This window comes from Pedobacter folensis, assembly GCF_056490665.1.
Genome location: NZ_JBWJIF010000003.1, coordinates 802,070 through 822,112 on the forward strand (window position 1 = coordinate 802,070; position 20,043 = coordinate 822,112).

Genomic DNA, 20,043 nt, shown 5'->3' on the forward strand with positions numbered 1-20,043 from the left:
AATATGAATGGATTGATTATGGCGGGGCAGCTGCTGCTCGGATTGTCTTTATTGGTAATATTACACGAATTAGGGCATTTCCTGGCAGCCAGAGCATTTGGTATTAAAGTAGAAAAGTTTTATTTATTTTTTGATGCATGGGGTTTCAAGCTTTTTAGTTTCAAAAAAGGTGATGTTGAATATGGAGTGGGATGGTTACCACTTGGTGGTTATGTAAAAATTGCCGGAATGATTGATGAGAGTATGGACACAGAGCAAATGGCTCAACCTGCTCAACCCTGGGAATTCCGTTCTAAACCAGCCTGGCAACGTTTAATCGTGATGTTAGGTGGTATTATTGTAAACGTAATTGTAGGTATTTTTATCTTCTGGATGTTAACCTTTAACATTGGACAAAATTATACCGTTAATGGCAAGCTAAACAATGGTATTTCTGTAGGTGCAATTGGTAAAGAAATCGGGTTGAAAAATGGAGATAAAATTTTGGCTATCAATGGAAATAAATTAATCCGTTTTGAAGATGCGATATCGAGCAAAGTATTGTTTGATGGTGCACAATTAACCATCTTAAGAGAGAATAAAACCCTTTACATCTCTGTTCCCGATACCATTTTAAATAAAATATCGAAAAACGATAAAGAGAATTTCATCACACCGCGATATATAATGGAGCGTGTTGATAAGGTAAGCGCACCTGATGAAAAGGCGGATAAACCATCATTTTTTGATAAACTGTTTGGCAGAAAGTTCGAGAAACCAGTATATCCGGCTTATGCCGCAGGTATTAAACCCGGCGATAGTATTTTAGCCGTTAATGGTAAGCAGATTACTTTCTTTGATCAGTTTAAAGAAGAAGTTTCTACAAATAAGTTAAAACCCATTACCGTTAAAGCATTGCGCAAAGGTAAGGAGGTAACATTCGACCTTAAAGTAAGTAAAGAGGGGACAATTGGTATTATCCCTAACCTGAAGATGCCAGAAACTGCACATGTAGATTTTGGCTTTATAGAGTCGTTACCAGTTGGCGCCAGCATGGCATGGAGCACTTTTGTAGATAATGCAAAAGGTATTGGTAAAATGATAACCGGAAAGTTAAGTGCACGTAATATCAGTAGCCCGATTGGGATTGCCAAGGTTTATGGCAGTACTTTCGACTGGGTTAAATTCTGGACTTTAACAGGTTTGATTTCGATGGCCCTGGCCTTCATGAATTTATTGCCTATTCCAGGCTTAGATGGAGGTCACGTCGTGTTTCTTTTGATCGAAATGGTACAACGTAAGCCGGTAAGTGAAAAAGTGCTGGAAAAAGCACAGATTGTAGGTTTTGTAATCTTAATCTGTTTGATGGTGTTTGCTTTTGGTAATGATATTCTAAAATCCTTCGGTAAGTAAAACCAAATTTATATCATTGCCGCAGATGCGCAGATTTGACCATTCGGATCTGTACATCTGCGGCTTTTTAATTTAATATACATCATGAGTTTAGTAGCATCAGATACTAATTATTTCGATTTTTACGAGTTACCAATTCTGTTTAATCCAGATCAAAATGCGGTAAAAGCAAAGTTTTATGCTTTAAGCAAACAGTTTCACCCCGATTTTTATGCCAATGAAAGCGAAGAGAAGCAGCAGGAAGTGCTTAATCTGTCAACGCTGAACAACAAGGCCTATCAAACACTGAGCAACGCTAAGAAACGCTTAAAATACGTGCTGGAGTTAAAAGGGATTGTAGAAGCTGATGAAGCTTATCAATTGCCACAATCTTTTCTGATGGAAATGATGGATATTAACGAGGCTTTAATGGATTTGGAATTTGAGCCAGATGCTGAAAAGAGCGCACAGGTAAAACGCGATGTTGAAGCGATAGAAAAGGATTTAGCCGATGAATTAAGCGATCTGATGAGTCAGTTCGATAGCAATCCAAAAGAATCAGACGCACTGTTGCCTGCTATAAAGGATAATTTTTACCGACAAAAGTATATCGATCGGATTAGAGAACGATTGGTGAAATAGACTTAAGTCCGAAGACAGGAGTCTGAGGTCCGAAGAAATGATGCAAAGCGCTGGTTGCCTGAGCTTGTAATCGCTATCTCTATATTCAGTGTTTCCGTGGCAAATAACAACAGCGGATTGTAAAATCATTTTTTAGTTTTTGACAGGTAAAAGCTTTGTTCTACTTTCGGAGCAAACAATCAGATCAATGAATAGCTCCCTTTCTATTTTCCGTAAAGTAGCCGTAGCAGAAGGAATATCTTACCTGCTTTTATTATTTGTAGCCATGCCTTTAAAATACTTCGCAGATCTTCCTTTGTACGTAAAGTATACCGGATGGGCACATGGTTTGTTATTTGTATTGTATGCCGCTACCTTAATTTTGGCCTGGCAAGAGCAAAAATGGAAGTTTGGTAAAGCTGTTTTAATTTTCCTGGCTTCTTTACTTCCTTTCGCACCTTTTATCGTCGACCGAAAGCTAAAAGACGAAAAAGCGCTAAACTAATTGTCCATTACACAAATTACTTACCTTAGTGTTTTATGTGCTTAACAAATGATCGCCAGGGGTAGGTTAGATATTCGTTTTACCGAACTTTTTAAGGGCGCATTATATTGTAGTGGCAGTGCTTGCGGTTTTAAAAAAGAACAGCTCCTTTTCTCTGAAGGGCAGTTGCCTTGTCTCTCTGCTCGTACAGGCTTACATCTCGTATTTGAAGCACTAAATCTTGAGCCTGGTGACGAAATACTGGTTGCAGATATTAACATCCCGGACATGTTTGCCATTATGGCTGCCCATCAGCTAAAAGTGGTACCTCTAGCTATAGATAAAAACACGCTTGGCCTATCCACTGAGCAGATAGCGGCTGCTGTTACGCCCAAAACGAAACTGCTGCTAATTACCCATTTATTTGGTGCCATAATGGATACTGAAGCACTGCTTCACGTAGCCAAACTGCATAACCTGATCGTAGTAGAAGATTGTGCACAAGCTTATGACGGAGTTTATGAGGGTAATGTGAAATCAGATGTGGTATTGTTCAGTTTTGGGCTAATTAAGACGAATACCGCATTAAGCGGCGCAATACTTTATATTCGAAATGAGGAATTACTTGCTGCGGTAAAAACATTAAACAACAGGCTGCCGGTACAAAAAGGTAATCGATACTTCAAAAAAATAATCATTGCAACCCTGATTAACATCCTTACCGCAAGATGGCCATTTACCCTGGCTTATTGGCTTTGCAGGCAACTTGGTAAAGATTTTGATGCTTTTATTACGGGTTTTACAAGAGGTTTTCCCGGTGCGGATGTAATGAAGCAAATTAAATACAGGCCATGTTATGCTAATTTGCGGATGTTGCAGCATAAATTGGGTAATTTTAATCAAGCTCATATGCATAAAAGAAAGATCCTGGCAAATCAATTATTGCAGGATATAGATTCGCGAAATATTATTGGTAGTGCAAACCTAAGGCATACACATTGGGTAATCCCGATAGCGGTGGCTAATCCATCAGTGTTAATCAATAAATTAAGGGCCAAAGGATTCGATGCCACGTCAAAAGCCTCCAGTTTAGTTAAGATCGGTTTCACCAGTTTGTCGTCAAAAACCTCAAATGAGCTAACACTTCAAAATTTAGTTTATCTGCCAATGAATATGGAAATGACTAAAAAAGAAGTTAAACAATTGAATCAGTTGTTATTAGATAATCTGTTAAACTGAAGGTATCCTCTTAAATCAGATTAAAAATAAAAAGAAGCAAATAAAATTTGCGAATGAATTGCTTAATTTATACATTTGCATCCCGCTGAATAAGCAAATGCCCAGCTGGCGGAATTGGTAGACGCGCTGGTCTCAAACACCTGTGGGAAACCGTGCCGGTTCGACTCCGGCGCTGGGTACAAACCCTCTTTACATTACGTAGAGAGGGTTTTGTCTTTTAATGAACAAGTTCACAGCAGGAAGATTAACCCTAAAGGCCAATTTCAAGCCTGTATCCTTTGCCCCGTATCACAACAATGTTGATATTCGGATCGGGCTCCAGTTTTTTTCTAAGTTTTGATATGAACATATCCAGACTACGTCCCACGATCACCCCTTCATCTTCCCATATCTCTTTTTGTAGCCGGTTTCGAGCGATGGTTTCGTTAGGCGACAGTGCGAAAATGAGCATTAAACGGGTTTCAGTTCCGGTTAAGTCAGTTGGTTTTCCATTTACGATAAGCTTACGGTTTTTCACATCAAACAAAACTGAACCCAAGGTAATTATATCTGAATGCTGATCATTATCCGATATAGTTCTTCGCGGCTTAACGGATCTCAAAAAAATAAAACCAATAAATGCTAAAAATGGCAGACTGCCCAGCAAATACCCATTCTTTGCGGTGATTATGCCGGTAGGTTTGAATTTAATATTGATCATGTAACATGCTTTGGGTTGCTTTCTTCCCAGGCATGTTACAATATCATCTTTTTTATTTTGGGATATCGCATAGCTATAAGCTACACTGGAATTGCCACAATTCAGCACTTTAACAACATAATCATCTGCCATCGGGTCTTTGGCCAGCACGCGACTGGTAATATTCACCAGCGCACCCGGTTGAAAAGTTAGCGCATGCTCAAACCCAACCTGGTATTCATTTGCCGCGATCTTTTTTACCGGCAGCACCCTTGATGTACTGTCGCCCGACTGTAAGAGGAGTTCATGTCCTATCCTGCGAAGTAAAACTTCTCTCCTGGCCATATCAAAATCGTCACTGCCGGTTATACTGAAGGCTGCACAAATTACAGCAATACATAAAAGCATGAACCCAAACAGATACTTGCTATTACCGGATAGTAGATTTCGACTAAGATGCATAGTGTCAATATTTTATTTTACAAAGTTTACATTTTTATTTACAATAAAAGTTACGCAGGCCGAAAAATATCAAAGTAATTTTACTGAATCAAGTTTGATCGCATATGAAAAATAAATGATGGCTTATCCGATCTGACTGATCAAGAAAATCTATGTAATTTAATAAACCCATAAAAATGATGAAAAAAGTAATTTATGCGCTGATATTACCATTGGTTGTGGTGAGCGGACTAGTATTTGCGAATCGTGAAATCAAGAATGAAACGACTAATAAACCGTCGCCAAAGCCACTTTCTGCTGCTGAAAGAAATGCCGAAAGGAAAAAATGGGAGGCTAGTCCTGATGGTATAAAGTTCAAAGCATGGGAAGCGTCTCCCCGAGGTCAAAAAGTGCTTAATGGTGCTGCCAAAATAAGGGAACATCTCAGTGCTTTTACCAATATGGAGGCTGTTGTAACCTCGCTTTCTCTTCCGCCAGGATCTCGATTAGGTTTCGGTGTTATGGCCAGGATTAATGGTGACGATTATATTGTAAAATTTGAGCCGGAAAAATCTCAGCTGGAGCAATTGCATAGCCTGAAAGTTAACGACAAAATAATAATAAGAAGCCATTTCGTATCGTACGCACCTAAGTATTCCTATCCGATAGTTTCGTGCGAATATGCAGAACGAGATAGCAAAGTGATTTTTAAACGTATCCCCCGCAAAGGCGGTTGCTAAGTTGGGGGGCTGTTGTTAAATCACCTATAAACCAGATTTCCTTAAAATCCGAAAAGGAATCTTTGGATTAGCGCTTCAGCTGCATTGTTATAGTATCCACCTGCCAGATAGGGAAATGGGGGTGATCGGCTTTAAAGGCAAAATAAGTAAAAAGTAAAGTGTTTAGGTTCAGTGTTGGTGCTGCCGGAAAGAAAGTTTTTCGAGCTATTCTTTCCGGTTTTTATGCAACTGATCTGATTTACTCGTAAGTTTTATCAATCAAAAACGAAATAGCATCTTCAATCTCCGATCTTCCTTCCTTACTTTTTACGTCCAATCCGCAGAAAGTACAGTCATTTGTAGTGGCGTAAATGTCTAAATAGTAAATTCCCGATATCAGGAGCGCAATAATGGCCCGGTATCTTTTCGCATTTTCCTTAAAATGTGGATCGGTAATGCTTTCAAACAAGAGGGCACCATTTTCTTCGCGGTCATTTGCGAGTTTTTTTAACGATTTCCTGTTCTCTATTAATCCCCAAAGCAGGATTTTCTGCAGCTCCTTATTTTTGAAAACATAGTCAAATTGAGAGCGCAACATGGCTTTAGAAAATGCTTTTCCGCCATCATTCACCATAGCACCTCCCGATTCATCTTTTACATTGCTCCAGAAATCCTGCGAGCGGATATATTCATCAATGAGTTCATCCTTTCCCCCAAAATAGTTATAAATCAGTTTTTTGTCCAGGCCTGCAGTGCGTGCGATATCGTTAACCTTGAGACCTGAGAAACCTTTGGTATGGAGTATTTTCTCCACTGCATCTAAAAATTTCTGTTTACTTTTTTCCTTGTTTCTTAAGGATTTAACCCCTGTTTGCTGTTCCATATGATGAAAAATAAGCGTGCTGGAAAATTACACAATCAATTTCAAATATTTTTGTCACCAATTGGTGATATATTGTATATTTGTTCGGCAGAAGAGGCATGCGGAATGATTGTATAGCTCTTTGCGATAACCAAACGAAGTTAAATCACCACAAACGATATGAAAAAGGCCATTCCGATTACCGAATTATCTGTACAAGAATTATATAAAAAGAAGCAAAGTTTGCAAGGCGTGATGATTGGACTAGGCCTGGTGCTGCTTGCTGCCAGTGTGATCATACTTTATCTTGCCTTCTCATCCAAAATGCCCAAAGTGCTTATTATAGTTCCTATTTGTTGTTCGCTAACCTTTTTACCGGCTTTTATTAGCCTGGGGCAGATTAATACTGAAATTAAAAACAGAGACGCTAAAAAATAGTTATCGATGTTAACAGATTGTCTAAATTGTGCTGCTCCGGTTACGCAGAATTATTGTGCGAACTGCGGACAAAAATCTACTACACACCGTTATTCCATTAAACATTTCCTTGCACATGATTTTATTCATGGTGTTTGGCATGTAGATAAAGGCATCTTATTTACCCTAAAAGGTCTTTTCACCCGGCCAGGGCACAGTGTCCGCGAATTTATTCAGGGCAAAAGGGTACCTTATTTTAGTTTTGTGACGCTCATCCTGCTCATTCTGACGGTATCAGGTCTTATTGCGCCGTATACACACGGCAATATGTCTGATCTGATGCCTCAGGGAAGCAGATCGATGATGAATGATCTTGAAAAATTTATCTCTGGTCATCCCAAGCTGGTCCTCATTATTGCCATTCCTGTTTACTCTTTTTTTAGTTTTATCTGGTTCAGAAAAGCGAAACTTAATTTTTCCGAACACCTGGTTTTAAATTCAAACCGGATTATCGTTGAACTCATCATGGGCCTTTTTGTTGCGGCACTGACCATTTTTTACACCAATACCAAAGTGCTGGTATTTTTGTATTTCGGAGTATTGAGCTTTTTTGGCCTTTTTTATAGCATCTGGTTTTATTATCAGTTTTTTTCCGGATTTAACTATAGTAAAAAAGCCTTGTTAATCAGAAGTATCCTCGTTCCAGCTTCTTACTACGTTTTGTCATTTTTGATCGGTGTGGTATTTGCCATTGTTAAAATGAGGCATTAATAACTTTTCATCTACCTATGAAAATTATGCTGCAAGTTTCAGGCTTGCATTTTGGTGAGGCTGTATTATAAATAGATTGTCATCCTGAGCCTGTCGAAGGACCAGTAAATCCACACCTTATGATACAGCCTCTATTTTAATTTTAGCGTTCGCAACCTGACTAATAACAATGCTCCATTCATTTTCCATCACCTTTTTTCGTAACTTCTATTCAAAATTGGTATTTTTCGTTGATGGATGTGATTGCAAATTTTCCTACACTGGATATCAGTGAATTTTGGCCCCGGGAAGATTCGGGAAATAATTTGCTTTATCATGAAATAATTGGGGAAAGGCATATCGAAAAACCACACAAGCATGATTTTTTTCTTTTTATGCTTTTTGAGCAGGGTAGTGGCCTGCATACCATCGATTTTTCAGATCATCAGGTTGCCGGTGGTCAGTTGCACTTATTGTTTCCTGAACAGATCCATAAATGGGAACTGGGGAAAGAAACCCATGCCCATCAGCTCATGATTAGTAGGAGCATATTCGAAACACTGGCCAATTCTTTACGTTTTTCATTGATCTTATATCAAAATTATCCGGTTATCAACTTAAGTGCCGAAGCTTACGGAAAAATCCTGTACGAATTTCGGAGCATCAAGTTGGAACTCGCAAAACCCGCGATACTTTGGGAAATTATCAATGTCAGGATCAGACTCATTGCCCTGATGCTTAGTCAGGAAGCAGAAACGTTGTTCAATAATCAAACGGTTTATCAAAGCAAACCGGTGCTGTTTAAATACCGTTCGCTGATTGATCTGCATTATAAAAAGGAAAAACTTGTGGCATTTTACGCCGATCAATTGAGTATTTCGGCAAATTACCTGAACATGCTCTGCAAAAAGCATTTTCATGTATCCGCTACCGCCTTGATTCACGAACGTTTAATCCTTGAAGCAAAACGGATTTTACTCACCACCGAAAGGCCCATTAAAGCCATTGCCTTCGATCTGGGTTTTTATGATGTGGCCTATTTTTCTAAATTCTTTAAAAACCAAACCAGTATGACACCTCGCGCATTTCGCGAACAGTTATGAATTGCACAAAATATAGCCTGAAAAACCGATCAATAAACACAGGTAGTTATAAATGGTACAATTTTTAATATAAATCCTACCATTCATAAGCATAACAGAACGTTATTTTTGTAGGAAAGAAATCCTGTTATGATAAACCCAAATTCGATCTCAAGAAAAGATTTTATTAGAAGCTCATCTATTTTGCTTGCCAGCAGCTGTTTACTGTCAACAGAACAGGCAATTGCCGAAGAAAATGTAACGAGTAATTTTGCTGGAAAAACCCTGATCCTAAAAAATGTAAGGCTTGAAACAGGATTTGAGTATGATGAAAATGAAGTAATCAAAACAAAAACCGATCTTTTTATCATCGAGATCGAAGGTGGTAAGGTGAAGAATGTGCTTCCCAATAATGCCCAGGCAAAAGCGATTGATGCAAAAGGATTGTTAATGCTTCCTGCTTTCAGAGATATGCACATCCACCTGGATAAAACCTATTATGGATTGCCCTGGCAGGCGCATTTGAAGAAAAACAGATCAGTGAAAGATATGATCGCTTTCGAGCAGCAGATCATCCCTGAGCTGTTAAAAACTTCTATACCACGATCTGAAAAATTGATTGAGTTGCTCCAGTCATACGGAACCAGTTACGCCCGTTCGCATGTAAATATTGATCCTACCTCGGGATTAGATTCCCTGAAACATTTAGAAACCGCGTTATTGCATAAAAAGAAATCATTTCAGGCAGAACTTGTGGCTTTTCCTCAACATGGGATTTATTATACCAAATCGGCAGATTTATTGAAGGAAGCTGCTCAAATGGATATTGATTTTATCGGAGGTTTAGATCCGACTTCTATTGACGGTGGCATTGAAAAACACATGGATTTTGTCATACAGCTGGCGCTGGACCATGGAAAGGGGATAGATATCCACCTTCATGAGTCGGGCGAATCGGGTGTAAAAACAATCGAATACCTGATTGATAAAGTGATGGAAAACCCGGCATTGAAAGGGAAAACCTATGTGAGCCATGCTTTTGCACTGCGGTATCCCGATAAAGCCAAAACGGAAGAAATAGCCGAAAAGCTTGGTGCGGCAAAAATGGGAATAGCTTCAACCATTCCGCTTTCTGGTAACCCGATGCCTATCCCTGCATTGTACAAACATGGTGTAGAAGTGGTGGCAGGTAATGATTGTATTGTTGACCATTGGAATACTTTTGGTACAGGAAGCATTCTGCAAAAGGCCAATATCGCTGCCCAGATTTACGGCTATCGTACAGAATTTGAACTTTCGAGGATACTGAAACTGGCTACCGGCAATATTCTTCCTTTGGATGACAAAGGGAAAAAACAGTGGCCAAAAGCAGGGGATAGAGCGAATGTGGTACTGGTTGATGCCAGCTGCTCTGCAGAGGCTGTATCCAGAGTATCACCAGTTAAAAGCCTAATTCATGATGGTAATTTAGTTTTCTGATCAAGTCAAAATGAATTGCAATATTTCCGATAGAATGAAGCGGTAACTCTCGTCTTTCGTAGAAAAATCTTATCTTGATTTTACACACAAATAAATCTTAAGGATATGAAAATTACATTAGACACAAAATCCCTTTTGCTGGGATTTCTGGGCGCAGGCTTAATGTTTACCGCCATCAGTTTTAAAAATGGACAAGATCAGAGTATTGGAAGATATCGCACCCAGGTAGGGGCGAGTGATTTAGTCGTAATTCTGGATTCTCAAACAGGAAATTACATTATTGCGCCTGGTATACGAGATTTTGGAAAAGTGCAATGGGTAAAGGGAGAGTTTGATAAAACATTTGGCACTGCGATAGACAATAAAAGAGAGGCGAAATAATTGTTATGGACAGTGTTGATGATTGAAGTATAATATTTCGATTATTTTACACTTATCCGCTCAACAATAGCTTTTCCTGTCGATTCTTCAATGCCTTCAATTTCTCCGTATTTGACATTGGGGAGCCAGAAGCTGCCGCCTTGAATCCTGATAAACAATCGGGTAACTCTGATTATCCGGTTGTTTATCGTTACCGAAACATGGTAACTTTTATCACTATACCTTTGCAGGTAAAAAGGCAGTTTTTTATGTGATACAAACCTAAATTCATATTTATCAGCTCCAAGCGCTTTCGTATCGATGCCGTAGGCGAACTTTCGTTGGATATAACCGAGTTCTTTTTTCTGTCCTTTTTCGCCATAACGAATCCAGTAAACCTGAATAGGCGCATCAGGATTAATACTGCCGTTTTCCTTGAGGTTTAAGGCATAAATTAAGGTATTGGTATTTGGATCGCGCTGGAGGTAAAATAACATATGGTCTACATTTTTAGGCGTAGGAAAACTGAGGGGGGATGGATCTTTCGATTGCGCCCTGCTTTGATTGGGAAAATGAAAGAAAATTAAAGTGATTAGAAATATTTTAATTACCGTTCGAATTTTATTCTTTACTGAATGCATGCTAGGTTTTTAATTTATAGATAAGCGCGATTGTATCGATTTCAAGTGTCTGTATTTGGTTCATCTTGATCATGAATTTCTTCATCAGTTTCCTTCAACTGCTCATTGTAAAGCCGGTCTGATGCCGCCCTACAATTTTCATAATCATCTAATTTTTCTTTCGAAGTGTTTCCATGGATCTCAAAAAAATCCCTGATCGATGGATAATCAAAATATACCGACATATGAATGAATTTTAATTACAAGTTTCAGAAAGGATAGCCATTGATCGTCCGTCGAATACAGTAAATACCTGCGTTCAAACTCATCTTTTCTGCAATTTGCAGAAGGAATTAGCACCTTGTAGTGTAACAGGTTGCTAAGACATCAAAGGGCCATTCCCTCCGTCTTTCTTGATAAGTGTATTAAACAATTAAAATGTTTAGACGTCATGGACGGAATCGAACCGCCGTACCAGGTTTTGCAGACCTTTACCTAACCACTCGGCCACATGACTATAAATCTCTTCTATATACCCCTAAAAGCAGCTATTTGAATAAGATAAAACAAAGGTATAAAATAATTACTATAAAATCTATAGAAATAGTAGTTTTATTATTTTTTCTTGAATATTGCAATGAAGAACATGCAAAACATGAAATCTAAATTTGTATTTTATTTTCAGTAATTTTTGAAAATTAAAAATATATCTTAATTTTGATCAAAATAAAACAGTATGAAAACGTTTCTCCAGTCAAAACTACTTAAAGGGATCATCATCTCAAATGTGATTATATTAATTATCATTTGGTTAAATAATCTGTTCCATAGTGAGAAAGATGGTGTTCTTGTATTTTCAGAATTTGTTATTTTGCCGCTTTTAATGGGTGTAATCAGTGCTTGGTTTTGGCGAGATCTGAATCTGAAAAGTAGATTGCTCGTTTGGTATTCGATCCTGAATGGTTTTCTTGCTATTCTTTTGAGCTATATTTTTCTGAAAGAGGGTACAATCTGTTTAATTATTGTTTCCCCACTCATTTTTGCGTTTGTAATTACAGGAGCGTTTATTGGCAAAGCAATGTTTAAAAAACATAACCAAACCCTAAATGTAAGTATCATTTCTTTTCTGCTTGCCATTTTTATAATTGATTCCATTTCTGATCATCATTACAGAAACATGGTACGCGATGAGCTTGTAATTAAAGCTACACCAGAAAAAATCTGGAAAAATGTGGTTGCTTTTGACAAGATTAAACAAAACAATACTTATTGGCTTTTCAAAGCAGGCATGCCTAGCCCTATGCAGACAACAGTTACAGGCTATAAAAAAGGTGCAGGTAGAAAATGTATTTTTAGTAATGGATATATTTTTGATGAAAAGATTGTAACTTTTGATGTCAACAAAGATTTAACCTTTGATATCACGAGGCAACCTCACGATCCTGAAATCATGGGACATATCGATATAGAAAGAGGTCAGTTTTTATTGCAAGATAATGGCGATGGCACCACCACGCTTGTTGGGAACAGCTGGTATAAACTAAGGGTATTTCCAACTTGGTATTACAATTTATGGGCAGAAAGCATTACCCGAAATGTGCATTTGCGTGTAATGGAACACATTAAGGAACTTAGCGAAAAGAATTAAACATGTTTTCTTTTATAGTGAAGAGATTCAATTTTCTTAAATCAGTGCCATTGTTTGCACTGGTATTTGATAGCTTATTGAAAATGTGGATGCTGATTACAAAGCCCGAAAGATTGGATCAGATTGATGAAATAGAAAATGAAGTTTTGAAGTGGGAAAATACTTCTTTAAGTCTGCATAAATTTGGTGGTTTACAGTTTAATCATAACCAGATAGAATTTGCGCACATTCACAGTAATGGTCTATTGGATATTCTATTTACGCAGAAAATTAAAGCAGAGTTGATGCTTGACGGGAAGGTGGCACAGCACCATGTATTTGAGAAATCGGGATGGATAAGCTTTTGTGTTGAGCATGAAACAGATGTTGAGTATGCTCTTTTTCTCTTAAAATTGGCTTATAATAAAATTGCCGGTAGCTAGTACCGACAATTTAACTATCCTAACTTTCTGCCGGTATTAATTATGTTAACGCCATTAAACCGGGTGGTGGCACTTCCGTGCGAAACTGCACTGACTTGCCCGGGCTGGCCCTTTCCATCCGAAAATGTACCGCCTAGCCGGTAATCGTTTTTATCACAACGTTGCACGCAGGAGTTCCAGAATTCCTGGGTATTGGCCTGGTAGGCCGCGTCTTTAAGCATGCCAACAATTTTACCTTCTTTAATTTCGTAAGCCAGCTGTGCGCTGAACTGGAAATTATATCGCTGCTGATCGATGGAATAAGAATTCCGCCCGAACATATAAATGCCTTTCTCCACATTTTTAACCATATCAGCCGCACTTAAGGCCACATTTCCAGGTACCAGTGAAACATTTGGCATTCTTTGAAACTGGATACTTTCCCAGCTATCGGCATAACAGCAGCCTTGCGATTCTTTTAGTCCTAAAATATGGGCCTGGTCGCGGATGGTCTGGTAATTCACCAGAATTCCATCTTTAATGATATCCCACTGGCTACATTTTACACCTTCATCATCGTAACCTACTGCACCTAAGGAGCCAACTTCGAGCTTATCGGCAATGATGTTTACCTCTTTACTGCCAAAGTTGAATTTTTTACTTTCCCATTTATCCAGGGTTAAGAAACTGGTGCCCGCATAATTGGCTTCGTAACCCAAAACGCGGTCTAATTCGGTTGGGTGACCAACAGATTCGTGGATGGTTAAAAACAGGTGAGAGGGATCTAAAACCAGGTCGTATTTGCCGGGAGCGATTGGTTTTGCTTTTAGCTTTTCGTCAACATGTGCGGCGGCTTCGCGTACATCTTCCAGCATGTCGTAACGCTTTTTGTACATCGTAACCGGACCACCTTTAATTTTTTCTTCGTCTTTTGGTTTCAGGTATTCAAAACCCATACCCATTGGAGCACTTAAGGCATTTCTGGTTTCGAATTTGCCACTTGCTGCATCAGTTTTGGTTAAGGTAAAGGTTGGCCATATCCTGTGGATATCCTGATCGATATAGGAGCCATCGGTTGAAGCAAAGTATTTCTGCTCATTAATCATAAAAAGGTTGGAACTGATGTATTTTGCCCCACCTTTCATGGCCTCGCTGTTTACTTTTAGAAGGAGATCAACTTTATCTGCAATGGGTACTTCAAATGCATTAATTTCAACTGGTGTTTTCCAGCTTACGTCGCCATATCCCTTTTGCGCGGCCAGTTGGACCGGTTGATCCATCAGTTTTGAATTTCCTTTTGCAATGGCTACGGCAGCCTCGGCGGCTTTGGCAATACTGGCATTATCGAGGTTATTGGTTGCCGCAAAACCCCAGCTTCCATTGGCGATAACACGAACACCTAAACCATAAGATTCGGAATTAGAGATGTTTTCTACCCTGGTTTCTCTGGTCGCCACTACCTGATTTAAATACCGGCCTATACGTACATCGGCGTAAGTTGCGCCTTTGCTTTTTGCAGCGTTGAGCGCAACATCGGCCATTTTTTTCTTTAGGGCAACATCAACAGGTGTTAAAGATTCTTCAACAGAAATTATTTTGCCAAAGGCAGGTATATTGGGCATCATGCTGGCACCGAGGCCAACACCTGTCATGTATAAAAAATCTCTTCTTCTCAATTTTGTAGGTTTTTAATAAAAAGGTCGTCATCTCGACTTGAACGCAGTGGAAAGGAGAGATCTATCTAGGCAGATCTCTCGACTTCGCTGCACTCCGCTCGAGATGACGGTATTTAGAGGGAATTCCTTAAATCGCATCTGATAACGAAGTGAACGTAAAATCGCGGATTTTCATCGGCGGAATTAAGCCACTTCCAGTTCTCACTGGTTTACCTAAGGCTTCAACATTGTTGAGCATAATGACCGGACTTTCGTTGAACCTGAAATTTTTAATCGGGAATTTAATCTCACCATTTTCGATGTAAAAAGTACCGTCACGGGTTAACCCGGTAAGCAATAACGTTTGTGGATCCACTGAGCGTATATACCAGAAACGGGTAACTAATATTCCTTTTTCGGTACTTTTGATTAAGTCTTCCAGGGATTGTGTTCCGCCTTCGATAATGACACTGCGGCTAAATGGAATAGGTTCAACATTTTTTTGTGCTGCCCAATATCTCGAATAGGAGAGGTTTTTTACAATCCCTTTTTCTACCCATTGTGTCCGCTTTACGGGCAAACCATCTCCATTCCATGTTGCCGATGGGATTTCAGTATTCATTGGGTCAGAATAAATGTTTACATTTTCTGAAAACAACTGTTCTCCTAAGCGCGTTCCACCGCCTTTTTTGCTCATAAAACTTCTGCCTTCATCAGCACTTCTGGCATCGAAACCCCTAAACATATTGCTTAAGATATCGCTGGCGGCAAGAGGCTCTAAAATCACCGTATACTTGCCGGGCTCAATGGCTTTTGCACCTGCAGAGCCATTGGCTTTACCTGCCGCAATTTTACTTAGTGCAAGGGTATCCATCTTGTCTAAATCGTTGAAATCCTGCTCCACATAACCCGAACCTGTACCTTGCTTATTTCTAACCGTTACCGAGAAAGAAACGTTTGTACCCTTGTTGTAAGCGAATAAACCTTTGGAGTTCATGATGGCATTAAAACGGGTTGCATTTTCCAGGAAACCTGCGGCATCTAATCCGGCAGCTTTTGAAACACTTAAACTTTTACCCACCATTTCGGCCCTGGTATCGGGTGTCATGGCAGCTGTTTTTGCATTATAGGTATTCGATTCTGCAAAGGTCTGCGGACCTAAAAGAGGCATAAACTCTGGGTTTTCTGGTGCCAGCATCGCCAATTCTTCTGCTCTTTTTACTACTTTTTGTAAAGAGGCATCATCAAATTCGTTTATTGTTGCTGAGCCAGTTTTTTTACCAAAGGTTGAACTTACACCTAAACTCATGGTGCTGATCTGCCCTGCAGTAGAAACTGCATTACGGGCGTAACGGATATTTCCGCCGTCAGAACCGTTTAAACCTACTTCGCAGAAATCGGCTTTCGAATACCCGATTACTTTTTTTAATATCGCCTGGGCTTCTTCTTTACTTAATATGGCCATAATTATATTTTTCTTGCTGTATTGATAACATTAACTCCATTAAACCGGGTAGTGGCACTGCCATGCGAAACAGCACTGCTTTGTGAAGGCTGCCCTTTTCCATCATTGAACGAACCGCCTAAACGGTAATCGCTTTCATCGCAAATGGCATTGCACGAATTCCAGAATTCCTGGGTATTGGCCTGGTAGGCCACATCGTTAAGCATGCCCGCAATTTTACCTTCCTTAATTTCGTAGAAAATCTGTCCGCCGAACTGGAAATTGTAACGTTGCTGATCGATAGAAAAACTTCCATCACCGATGATGTAAATGCCTTTTTCAACGTTTTTGATCATATCATCCACACTTAGTTTTTCTTTGCCTGGCTGTAATGAAACATTTGGCATGCGCTGAAACTGAACATCATCCCAGCCCTGCGAATAACAGCAGCCATTAGATTCCGTTAAACCGATAATATGTGCCTGATCGCGGATTGCCTGATAGCTTGTCAATACGCCGTTCTTGATCAGGTCCCATTTTTTGCATTTTACACCTTCATCATCGTAACCAACAGCGCCCAGCGATCCAACCTGGGTTTTATCGGCCACAATATTTACTTTATCGCTGCCAAACTTAAATTTTTTCGATTCCCATTTGTCTAATGTAAGGAAACTGGTACCCGCGTAATTGGCTTCGTAGCCTAAAACACGGTCTAATTCAGTCGGGTGGCCCACCGATTCGTGGATGGTTAACCAAAGGTGGGAAGGATCTAAAACCAGATCGTATTTACCCGGCTCAACCGATTTGGCTTTTACTTTTTCGGTTGCTACACGGGCCGCCTCTTTTACATCTTCCAGCATATCGTAACGACCTTTGTAGCGGGTTACAATACCAGAAACCTTATCCTCAGGACGGGCATGCATATATTCATAACCTTTGCCTGAGGGCGCACTCAATGCATTACGGGTTTTAAATTTACCCGATTCGCGGTCAACTTTGGTTACGTTAAAAGTTGGATAAATGCGGTGAACATCCTGATCGATGTAAGAACCATCAGTAGAAGCGAAGTATTTTTGTTCATTAACCGCGAAAATAACGGAGTTTACAAAATTGGCTCCATTCTGCATAGCCACGTCGTTCACATTCAAAAGCAGATCTACTTTTTCCTTTACCGGAACTTCGAAAGCATTAATTTCGATTGGTGTTTTCCAGCTTACCTCACCATAACCTTTCTGGGGAGCCAGCTGAACCGGTTCGCCCTGTATTTTGGCATTGGCTTTTGCAACGGCCACCGCTTGTTCGGCCGCTTTGGCAATGGCATCTTTGGTTACATTGTTTGTGGCAGCAAAGCCCCAGCAACCATTAGCTAAAACGCGAATACCCACACCATACGATTCGGTATTGGCTACGCCTTGAACACGTTTTTCGCGGGTGGCTACAAACTGGTTCAAATAACGGCCTATGCGGATATCGGCATAAGTTGCACCTTTTGATTTTGCTGCATTTAAAGCAACATCAGCCAGTTCTTTTTTAATTTTTACATCTACTCCATCTAAGGCCTGTAAAGGGTCTATGGGAGTTCCGAATGCAGAAAGGTCGGGCAGGAGCAGGGCACCCATACCCATTCCGGATAAGTAGAGGAAGTCTTTTCTTTTCAATTGGTTGAATTTAGTTAGTTTACGATTTCAATATAGCCAATTATGAGGCTAAAACTGGAAATTGATTATAACATTTTAGTTTCAAAGGCCGATATTTAAGTATAAATGATTTATTAGGTGATTTTAGCGACTAATAAACGCAGGTTTTAGTGCCTTAGGTATGGTATTTGTTTTTTTTGCCACGGAAACACTGAAAGCACGGAGCTGATTTGTATGGTATTGCTGCGGTTTATGATCAGGAACGAAGAGCACTCATTTTGATAAGTAGATTTTTCAAGAAGTCAAGTTTTTAAAACTTGACTTCTTTCTCGGAAATAGCCATACAATTTAAACAGTCAAAATCCTTGCTTCGTACCATAAAAAAGCAGCAGCAAGCACAAAACCTGTAAAGAACCACCAGAGTGATACTTCCTCCTCCAGAATGGTGTCTGTTAATTTGTTATTGGCTTCAGTAGTATTCTGGTTTTTGATAAACTGACGGGTCTCGTCTAATTTTTGCTGGTTTTTGAGCGTCTTCCAATCGGTTTTTTTATAAATGTATACTGGCTCGATGGATTGATTTATTTCCAGGTTTGTCCAGCCTGAATTTTGAGGCCAGTATAAAGCATCCCATTGGAAAGGAAGTGCCATATTTTGCCGCGGACTAAGTGAAATGTTATCAATTTTTAATACTGGTACCTTATTTGACGCTGCCAGATCTGCAATAATCCTCGTTTTTTGATGAATAACGGGAAATTGAGGAATGAAGTTTACAGACTGAATATCGTTTCTTTTTCTTGCGGCGTTGGCCAAAAGTTTAGACCAGTAGCTTGCATAATCAGTTTTTTGCCCAGATAATAGCCAATTGTATGTAGCGGAAAGTGTAGAGACCAATACTTTACCAGAACCGCTGATGCTGCTAGTAACCACTGTTTTACCATTGGCATCAACAATAAGTGGTTGATCACTTTGATTGGCCTTTAAAAACAATGTTTGCTCGAGTGGCAATGGATTAAACTTCAGGTGATCTTCTACAAGCGTTAAATTTAGCGGTTTCCCTTTTAAAACAGGAGATTCAAATCGGCTAAACCTGCCGCTGAGTGTAGTTGAAGCCTTTAAATTAGTCACCCTGATCAACAAACCCATTCCGTTATTAACTGCAAAATCTATTGAAAACCGTTCGCTGGGGCTAATGGCCGCTAACTCTTCTTCATCAATGATCATCATGTCGAATTTTTTTAAGGACGATGCATTGATGCGATTAAGGTTAACGCTATCGATGTTCAGGAAGTCGAAAGCATATTTATTTTTACTAATCTGACTTCTGAAAGCCAGCGGGTATTGATTTTCGTACAGCCAGTTTTTTAAAAATTTATATTCGAAATCAGGAAAAGAAGCCAGGATTAAAACTTTCATGGGCGCTTGGTCGCCAAGTTGTACAGGAACCGGTTCTTTAGCCAAAGTATCCTTTTTATGTAAGGATATTAATTCGTAAACCGCCTTTCCTGTTTGCTTTGGGAAAGTTTTAAAGGAGAAGGTTTTGTTCGCTTTGGCTTCAATACTGATCGAATCTACGGTTTTGCCCAAACCTTTGAGCAAAAGTTTGACCGTTTCATCACCTGAATTTTGATAAGTGCCCTGAACCTGTAATAATTCGGTCGTTTTTAATTGAGCTGGCCAATTTGCCGCGATGATCCCTCGGGGATTGGCGGTAGGGTGGAAAGTGATCTGATATCCTTTCAGCAGCGCTAATTCAGCGGCATTTAAGCCGTAACCATAAATATTCAGCTTTCGGATATTGGAATTCGATTTTAGGAAATAAGAAAGATCGGGAATGATTATGGCCTTCGTATTTTTTAAATCTGGAGAAGAAAGCGCATATTTCTTTCCTTTTAGGCTGCCAATCGAATCAGGATTAGCACCTTCGGTGAGTAAGATGATTTCATCGATGTTTTGTGGCAGGTGTGTTTCATATTTGATCGGCACGATTAATAAAACAAAACAACTCACGGCGATTATACTTGCTATAATCCGCCACACTAATCTGGCCTGATTGGTCCTGCGTACCTCTTTGTATAGCAAAAAGGCCAATAAAATTAACCCAGCCAAAATAGCGATGTATTTAAATTCCATA

Annotated in this window: 20 protein-coding genes, 2 tRNA genes and 1 riboswitch; of the genes, 13 read left to right on the forward strand and 9 right to left on the reverse strand. The window is 39.5% G+C overall.

Annotated features, from left to right (window positions below; genetic code table 11):
- Positions 1-3: 3 nt before the first annotated feature.
- The 5 genes from rseP to AC04QZ_RS18070 all read left to right on the forward strand — a co-directional run bounded on the left by rseP (position 4) and on the right by AC04QZ_RS18070 (position 3,894).
- Positions 4-1,392, forward strand: a complete 1,389-nt coding sequence (gene rseP / locus AC04QZ_RS18050; protein WP_086545304.1) for an RIP metalloprotease RseP — start codon at positions 4-6, stop codon at positions 1,390-1,392.
- A gap of 84 nt (positions 1,393-1,476) precedes the next feature.
- Positions 1,477-2,013, forward strand: coding sequence for a Fe-S protein assembly co-chaperone HscB (gene hscB, locus AC04QZ_RS18055; protein WP_478358892.1), 537 nt, complete (start codon positions 1,477-1,479; stop codon positions 2,011-2,013).
- 187 nt (positions 2,014-2,200) lie between these two features.
- Positions 2,201-2,497, forward strand: a complete 297-nt coding sequence (locus AC04QZ_RS18060) for a DUF3817 domain-containing protein (RefSeq protein WP_086545306.1) — start codon at positions 2,201-2,203, stop codon at positions 2,495-2,497.
- A gap of 48 nt (positions 2,498-2,545) precedes the next feature.
- On the forward strand, positions 2,546-3,715 hold the full coding sequence (locus AC04QZ_RS18065) for an aminotransferase class V-fold PLP-dependent enzyme (RefSeq protein WP_478358893.1): 1,170 nt from the start codon (positions 2,546-2,548) through the stop codon (positions 3,713-3,715).
- A gap of 99 nt (positions 3,716-3,814) precedes the next feature.
- Positions 3,815-3,894, forward strand: a tRNA-Leu gene (locus AC04QZ_RS18070).
- Positions 3,895-3,965: 71 nt separating this feature from the next.
- Here AC04QZ_RS18070 and AC04QZ_RS18075 read toward each other — a convergent pair.
- Entirely contained in the window at positions 3,966-4,802 is an 837-nt protein-coding gene (locus tag AC04QZ_RS18075) for a winged helix-turn-helix domain-containing protein (protein ID WP_478358894.1), read from the reverse strand.
- A 230-nt stretch (positions 4,803-5,032) separates the two neighbouring features.
- On the opposite strand from AC04QZ_RS18075, the gene AC04QZ_RS18080 reads away from it, so the two are divergent.
- Positions 5,033-5,575, forward strand: coding sequence for a hypothetical protein (locus AC04QZ_RS18080; RefSeq protein WP_478358895.1), 543 nt, complete (start codon positions 5,033-5,035; stop codon positions 5,573-5,575).
- A 238-nt stretch (positions 5,576-5,813) separates the two neighbouring features.
- Here the strand turns inward: AC04QZ_RS18080 and AC04QZ_RS18085 are convergent, their stop codons facing one another.
- Positions 5,814-6,437 carry a TetR/AcrR family transcriptional regulator gene (locus AC04QZ_RS18085; RefSeq protein ID WP_478358896.1) on the reverse strand — a complete coding sequence of 208 codons (624 nt, stop codon included), beginning with the start codon at positions 6,435-6,437 and terminating at the stop codon, positions 5,814-5,816.
- Positions 6,438-6,596: 159 nt separating this feature from the next.
- On the opposite strand from AC04QZ_RS18085, the gene AC04QZ_RS18090 reads away from it, so the two are divergent.
- From AC04QZ_RS18090 to AC04QZ_RS18110, 5 genes are all read left to right on the forward strand, one after another.
- Entirely contained in the window at positions 6,597-6,854 is a 258-nt protein-coding gene (locus tag AC04QZ_RS18090; RefSeq protein ID WP_086545312.1) for a hypothetical protein, read from the forward strand.
- Positions 6,855-6,860: 6 nt separating this feature from the next.
- Entirely contained in the window at positions 6,861-7,604 is a 744-nt protein-coding gene (locus AC04QZ_RS18095) for a DUF3667 domain-containing protein (protein WP_478358897.1), read from the forward strand.
- Positions 7,605-7,837: 233 nt separating this feature from the next.
- Entirely contained in the window at positions 7,838-8,686 is an 849-nt protein-coding gene (locus AC04QZ_RS18100; protein ID WP_478358898.1) for an AraC family transcriptional regulator, read from the forward strand.
- Between the two features lie 129 nt (positions 8,687-8,815).
- Positions 8,816-10,144 carry an amidohydrolase gene (locus AC04QZ_RS18105; protein ID WP_478358899.1) on the forward strand — a complete coding sequence of 443 codons (1,329 nt, stop codon included), beginning with the start codon at positions 8,816-8,818 and terminating at the stop codon, positions 10,142-10,144.
- A gap of 105 nt (positions 10,145-10,249) precedes the next feature.
- Positions 10,250-10,525, forward strand: coding sequence for a hypothetical protein (locus AC04QZ_RS18110; RefSeq protein WP_086545315.1), 276 nt, complete (start codon positions 10,250-10,252; stop codon positions 10,523-10,525).
- A gap of 41 nt (positions 10,526-10,566) precedes the next feature.
- Here the strand turns inward: AC04QZ_RS18110 and AC04QZ_RS18115 are convergent, their stop codons facing one another.
- The 3 genes from AC04QZ_RS18115 to AC04QZ_RS18125 form a co-directional block, all read right to left on the reverse strand.
- The gene (locus tag AC04QZ_RS18115) at positions 10,567-11,145 is read right to left on the reverse strand and encodes a DUF4833 domain-containing protein (protein WP_478358900.1); all 579 of its coding nucleotides are present in this window, start codon (positions 11,143-11,145) and stop codon (positions 10,567-10,569) included.
- Between the two features lie 41 nt (positions 11,146-11,186).
- Positions 11,187-11,369: a hypothetical protein gene (locus AC04QZ_RS18120; RefSeq protein WP_478358901.1), complete on the reverse strand. Its 183-nt coding sequence runs from the start codon at positions 11,367-11,369 to the stop codon at positions 11,187-11,189.
- Between the two features lie 77 nt (positions 11,370-11,446).
- Positions 11,447-11,547: riboswitch (SAM riboswitch) on the reverse strand.
- A 23-nt stretch (positions 11,548-11,570) separates the two neighbouring features.
- A tRNA-Cys gene (locus AC04QZ_RS18125) sits at positions 11,571-11,641 on the reverse strand.
- A gap of 219 nt (positions 11,642-11,860) precedes the next feature.
- Between AC04QZ_RS18125 and AC04QZ_RS18130 the strand changes: the two genes are divergently transcribed.
- Both AC04QZ_RS18130 and AC04QZ_RS18135 read left to right on the forward strand, forming a co-directional pair.
- Complete coding sequence (locus AC04QZ_RS18130; RefSeq protein WP_478358902.1) at positions 11,861-12,772, forward strand: SRPBCC family protein; 912 nt, start codon at positions 11,861-11,863, stop codon at positions 12,770-12,772.
- A gap of 2 nt (positions 12,773-12,774) precedes the next feature.
- Positions 12,775-13,194, forward strand: coding sequence for a luciferase domain-containing protein (locus AC04QZ_RS18135; protein ID WP_478358903.1), 420 nt, complete (start codon positions 12,775-12,777; stop codon positions 13,192-13,194).
- A gap of 14 nt (positions 13,195-13,208) precedes the next feature.
- Here the strand turns inward: AC04QZ_RS18135 and AC04QZ_RS18140 are convergent, their stop codons facing one another.
- The 4 genes from AC04QZ_RS18140 to AC04QZ_RS18155 all read right to left on the reverse strand — a co-directional run bounded on the left by AC04QZ_RS18140 (position 13,209) and on the right by AC04QZ_RS18155 (position 20,042).
- On the reverse strand, positions 13,209-14,849 hold the full coding sequence (locus tag AC04QZ_RS18140) for a TldD/PmbA family protein (protein ID WP_478358904.1): 1,641 nt from the start codon (positions 14,847-14,849) through the stop codon (positions 13,209-13,211).
- A 127-nt stretch (positions 14,850-14,976) separates the two neighbouring features.
- A complete protein-coding gene (locus AC04QZ_RS18145) occupies positions 14,977-16,293 on the reverse strand; it encodes a TldD/PmbA family protein (protein WP_086545319.1) in 1,317 nt (438 codons plus the stop codon).
- A 2-nt stretch (positions 16,294-16,295) separates the two neighbouring features.
- Positions 16,296-17,930, reverse strand: a complete 1,635-nt coding sequence (locus AC04QZ_RS18150) for a TldD/PmbA family protein (protein ID WP_478358905.1) — start codon at positions 17,928-17,930, stop codon at positions 16,296-16,298.
- A gap of 327 nt (positions 17,931-18,257) precedes the next feature.
- The gene (locus AC04QZ_RS18155) at positions 18,258-20,042 is read right to left on the reverse strand and encodes a hypothetical protein (RefSeq protein WP_478358906.1); all 1,785 of its coding nucleotides are present in this window, start codon (positions 20,040-20,042) and stop codon (positions 18,258-18,260) included.
- Position 20,043: the final 1 nt, after the last annotated feature.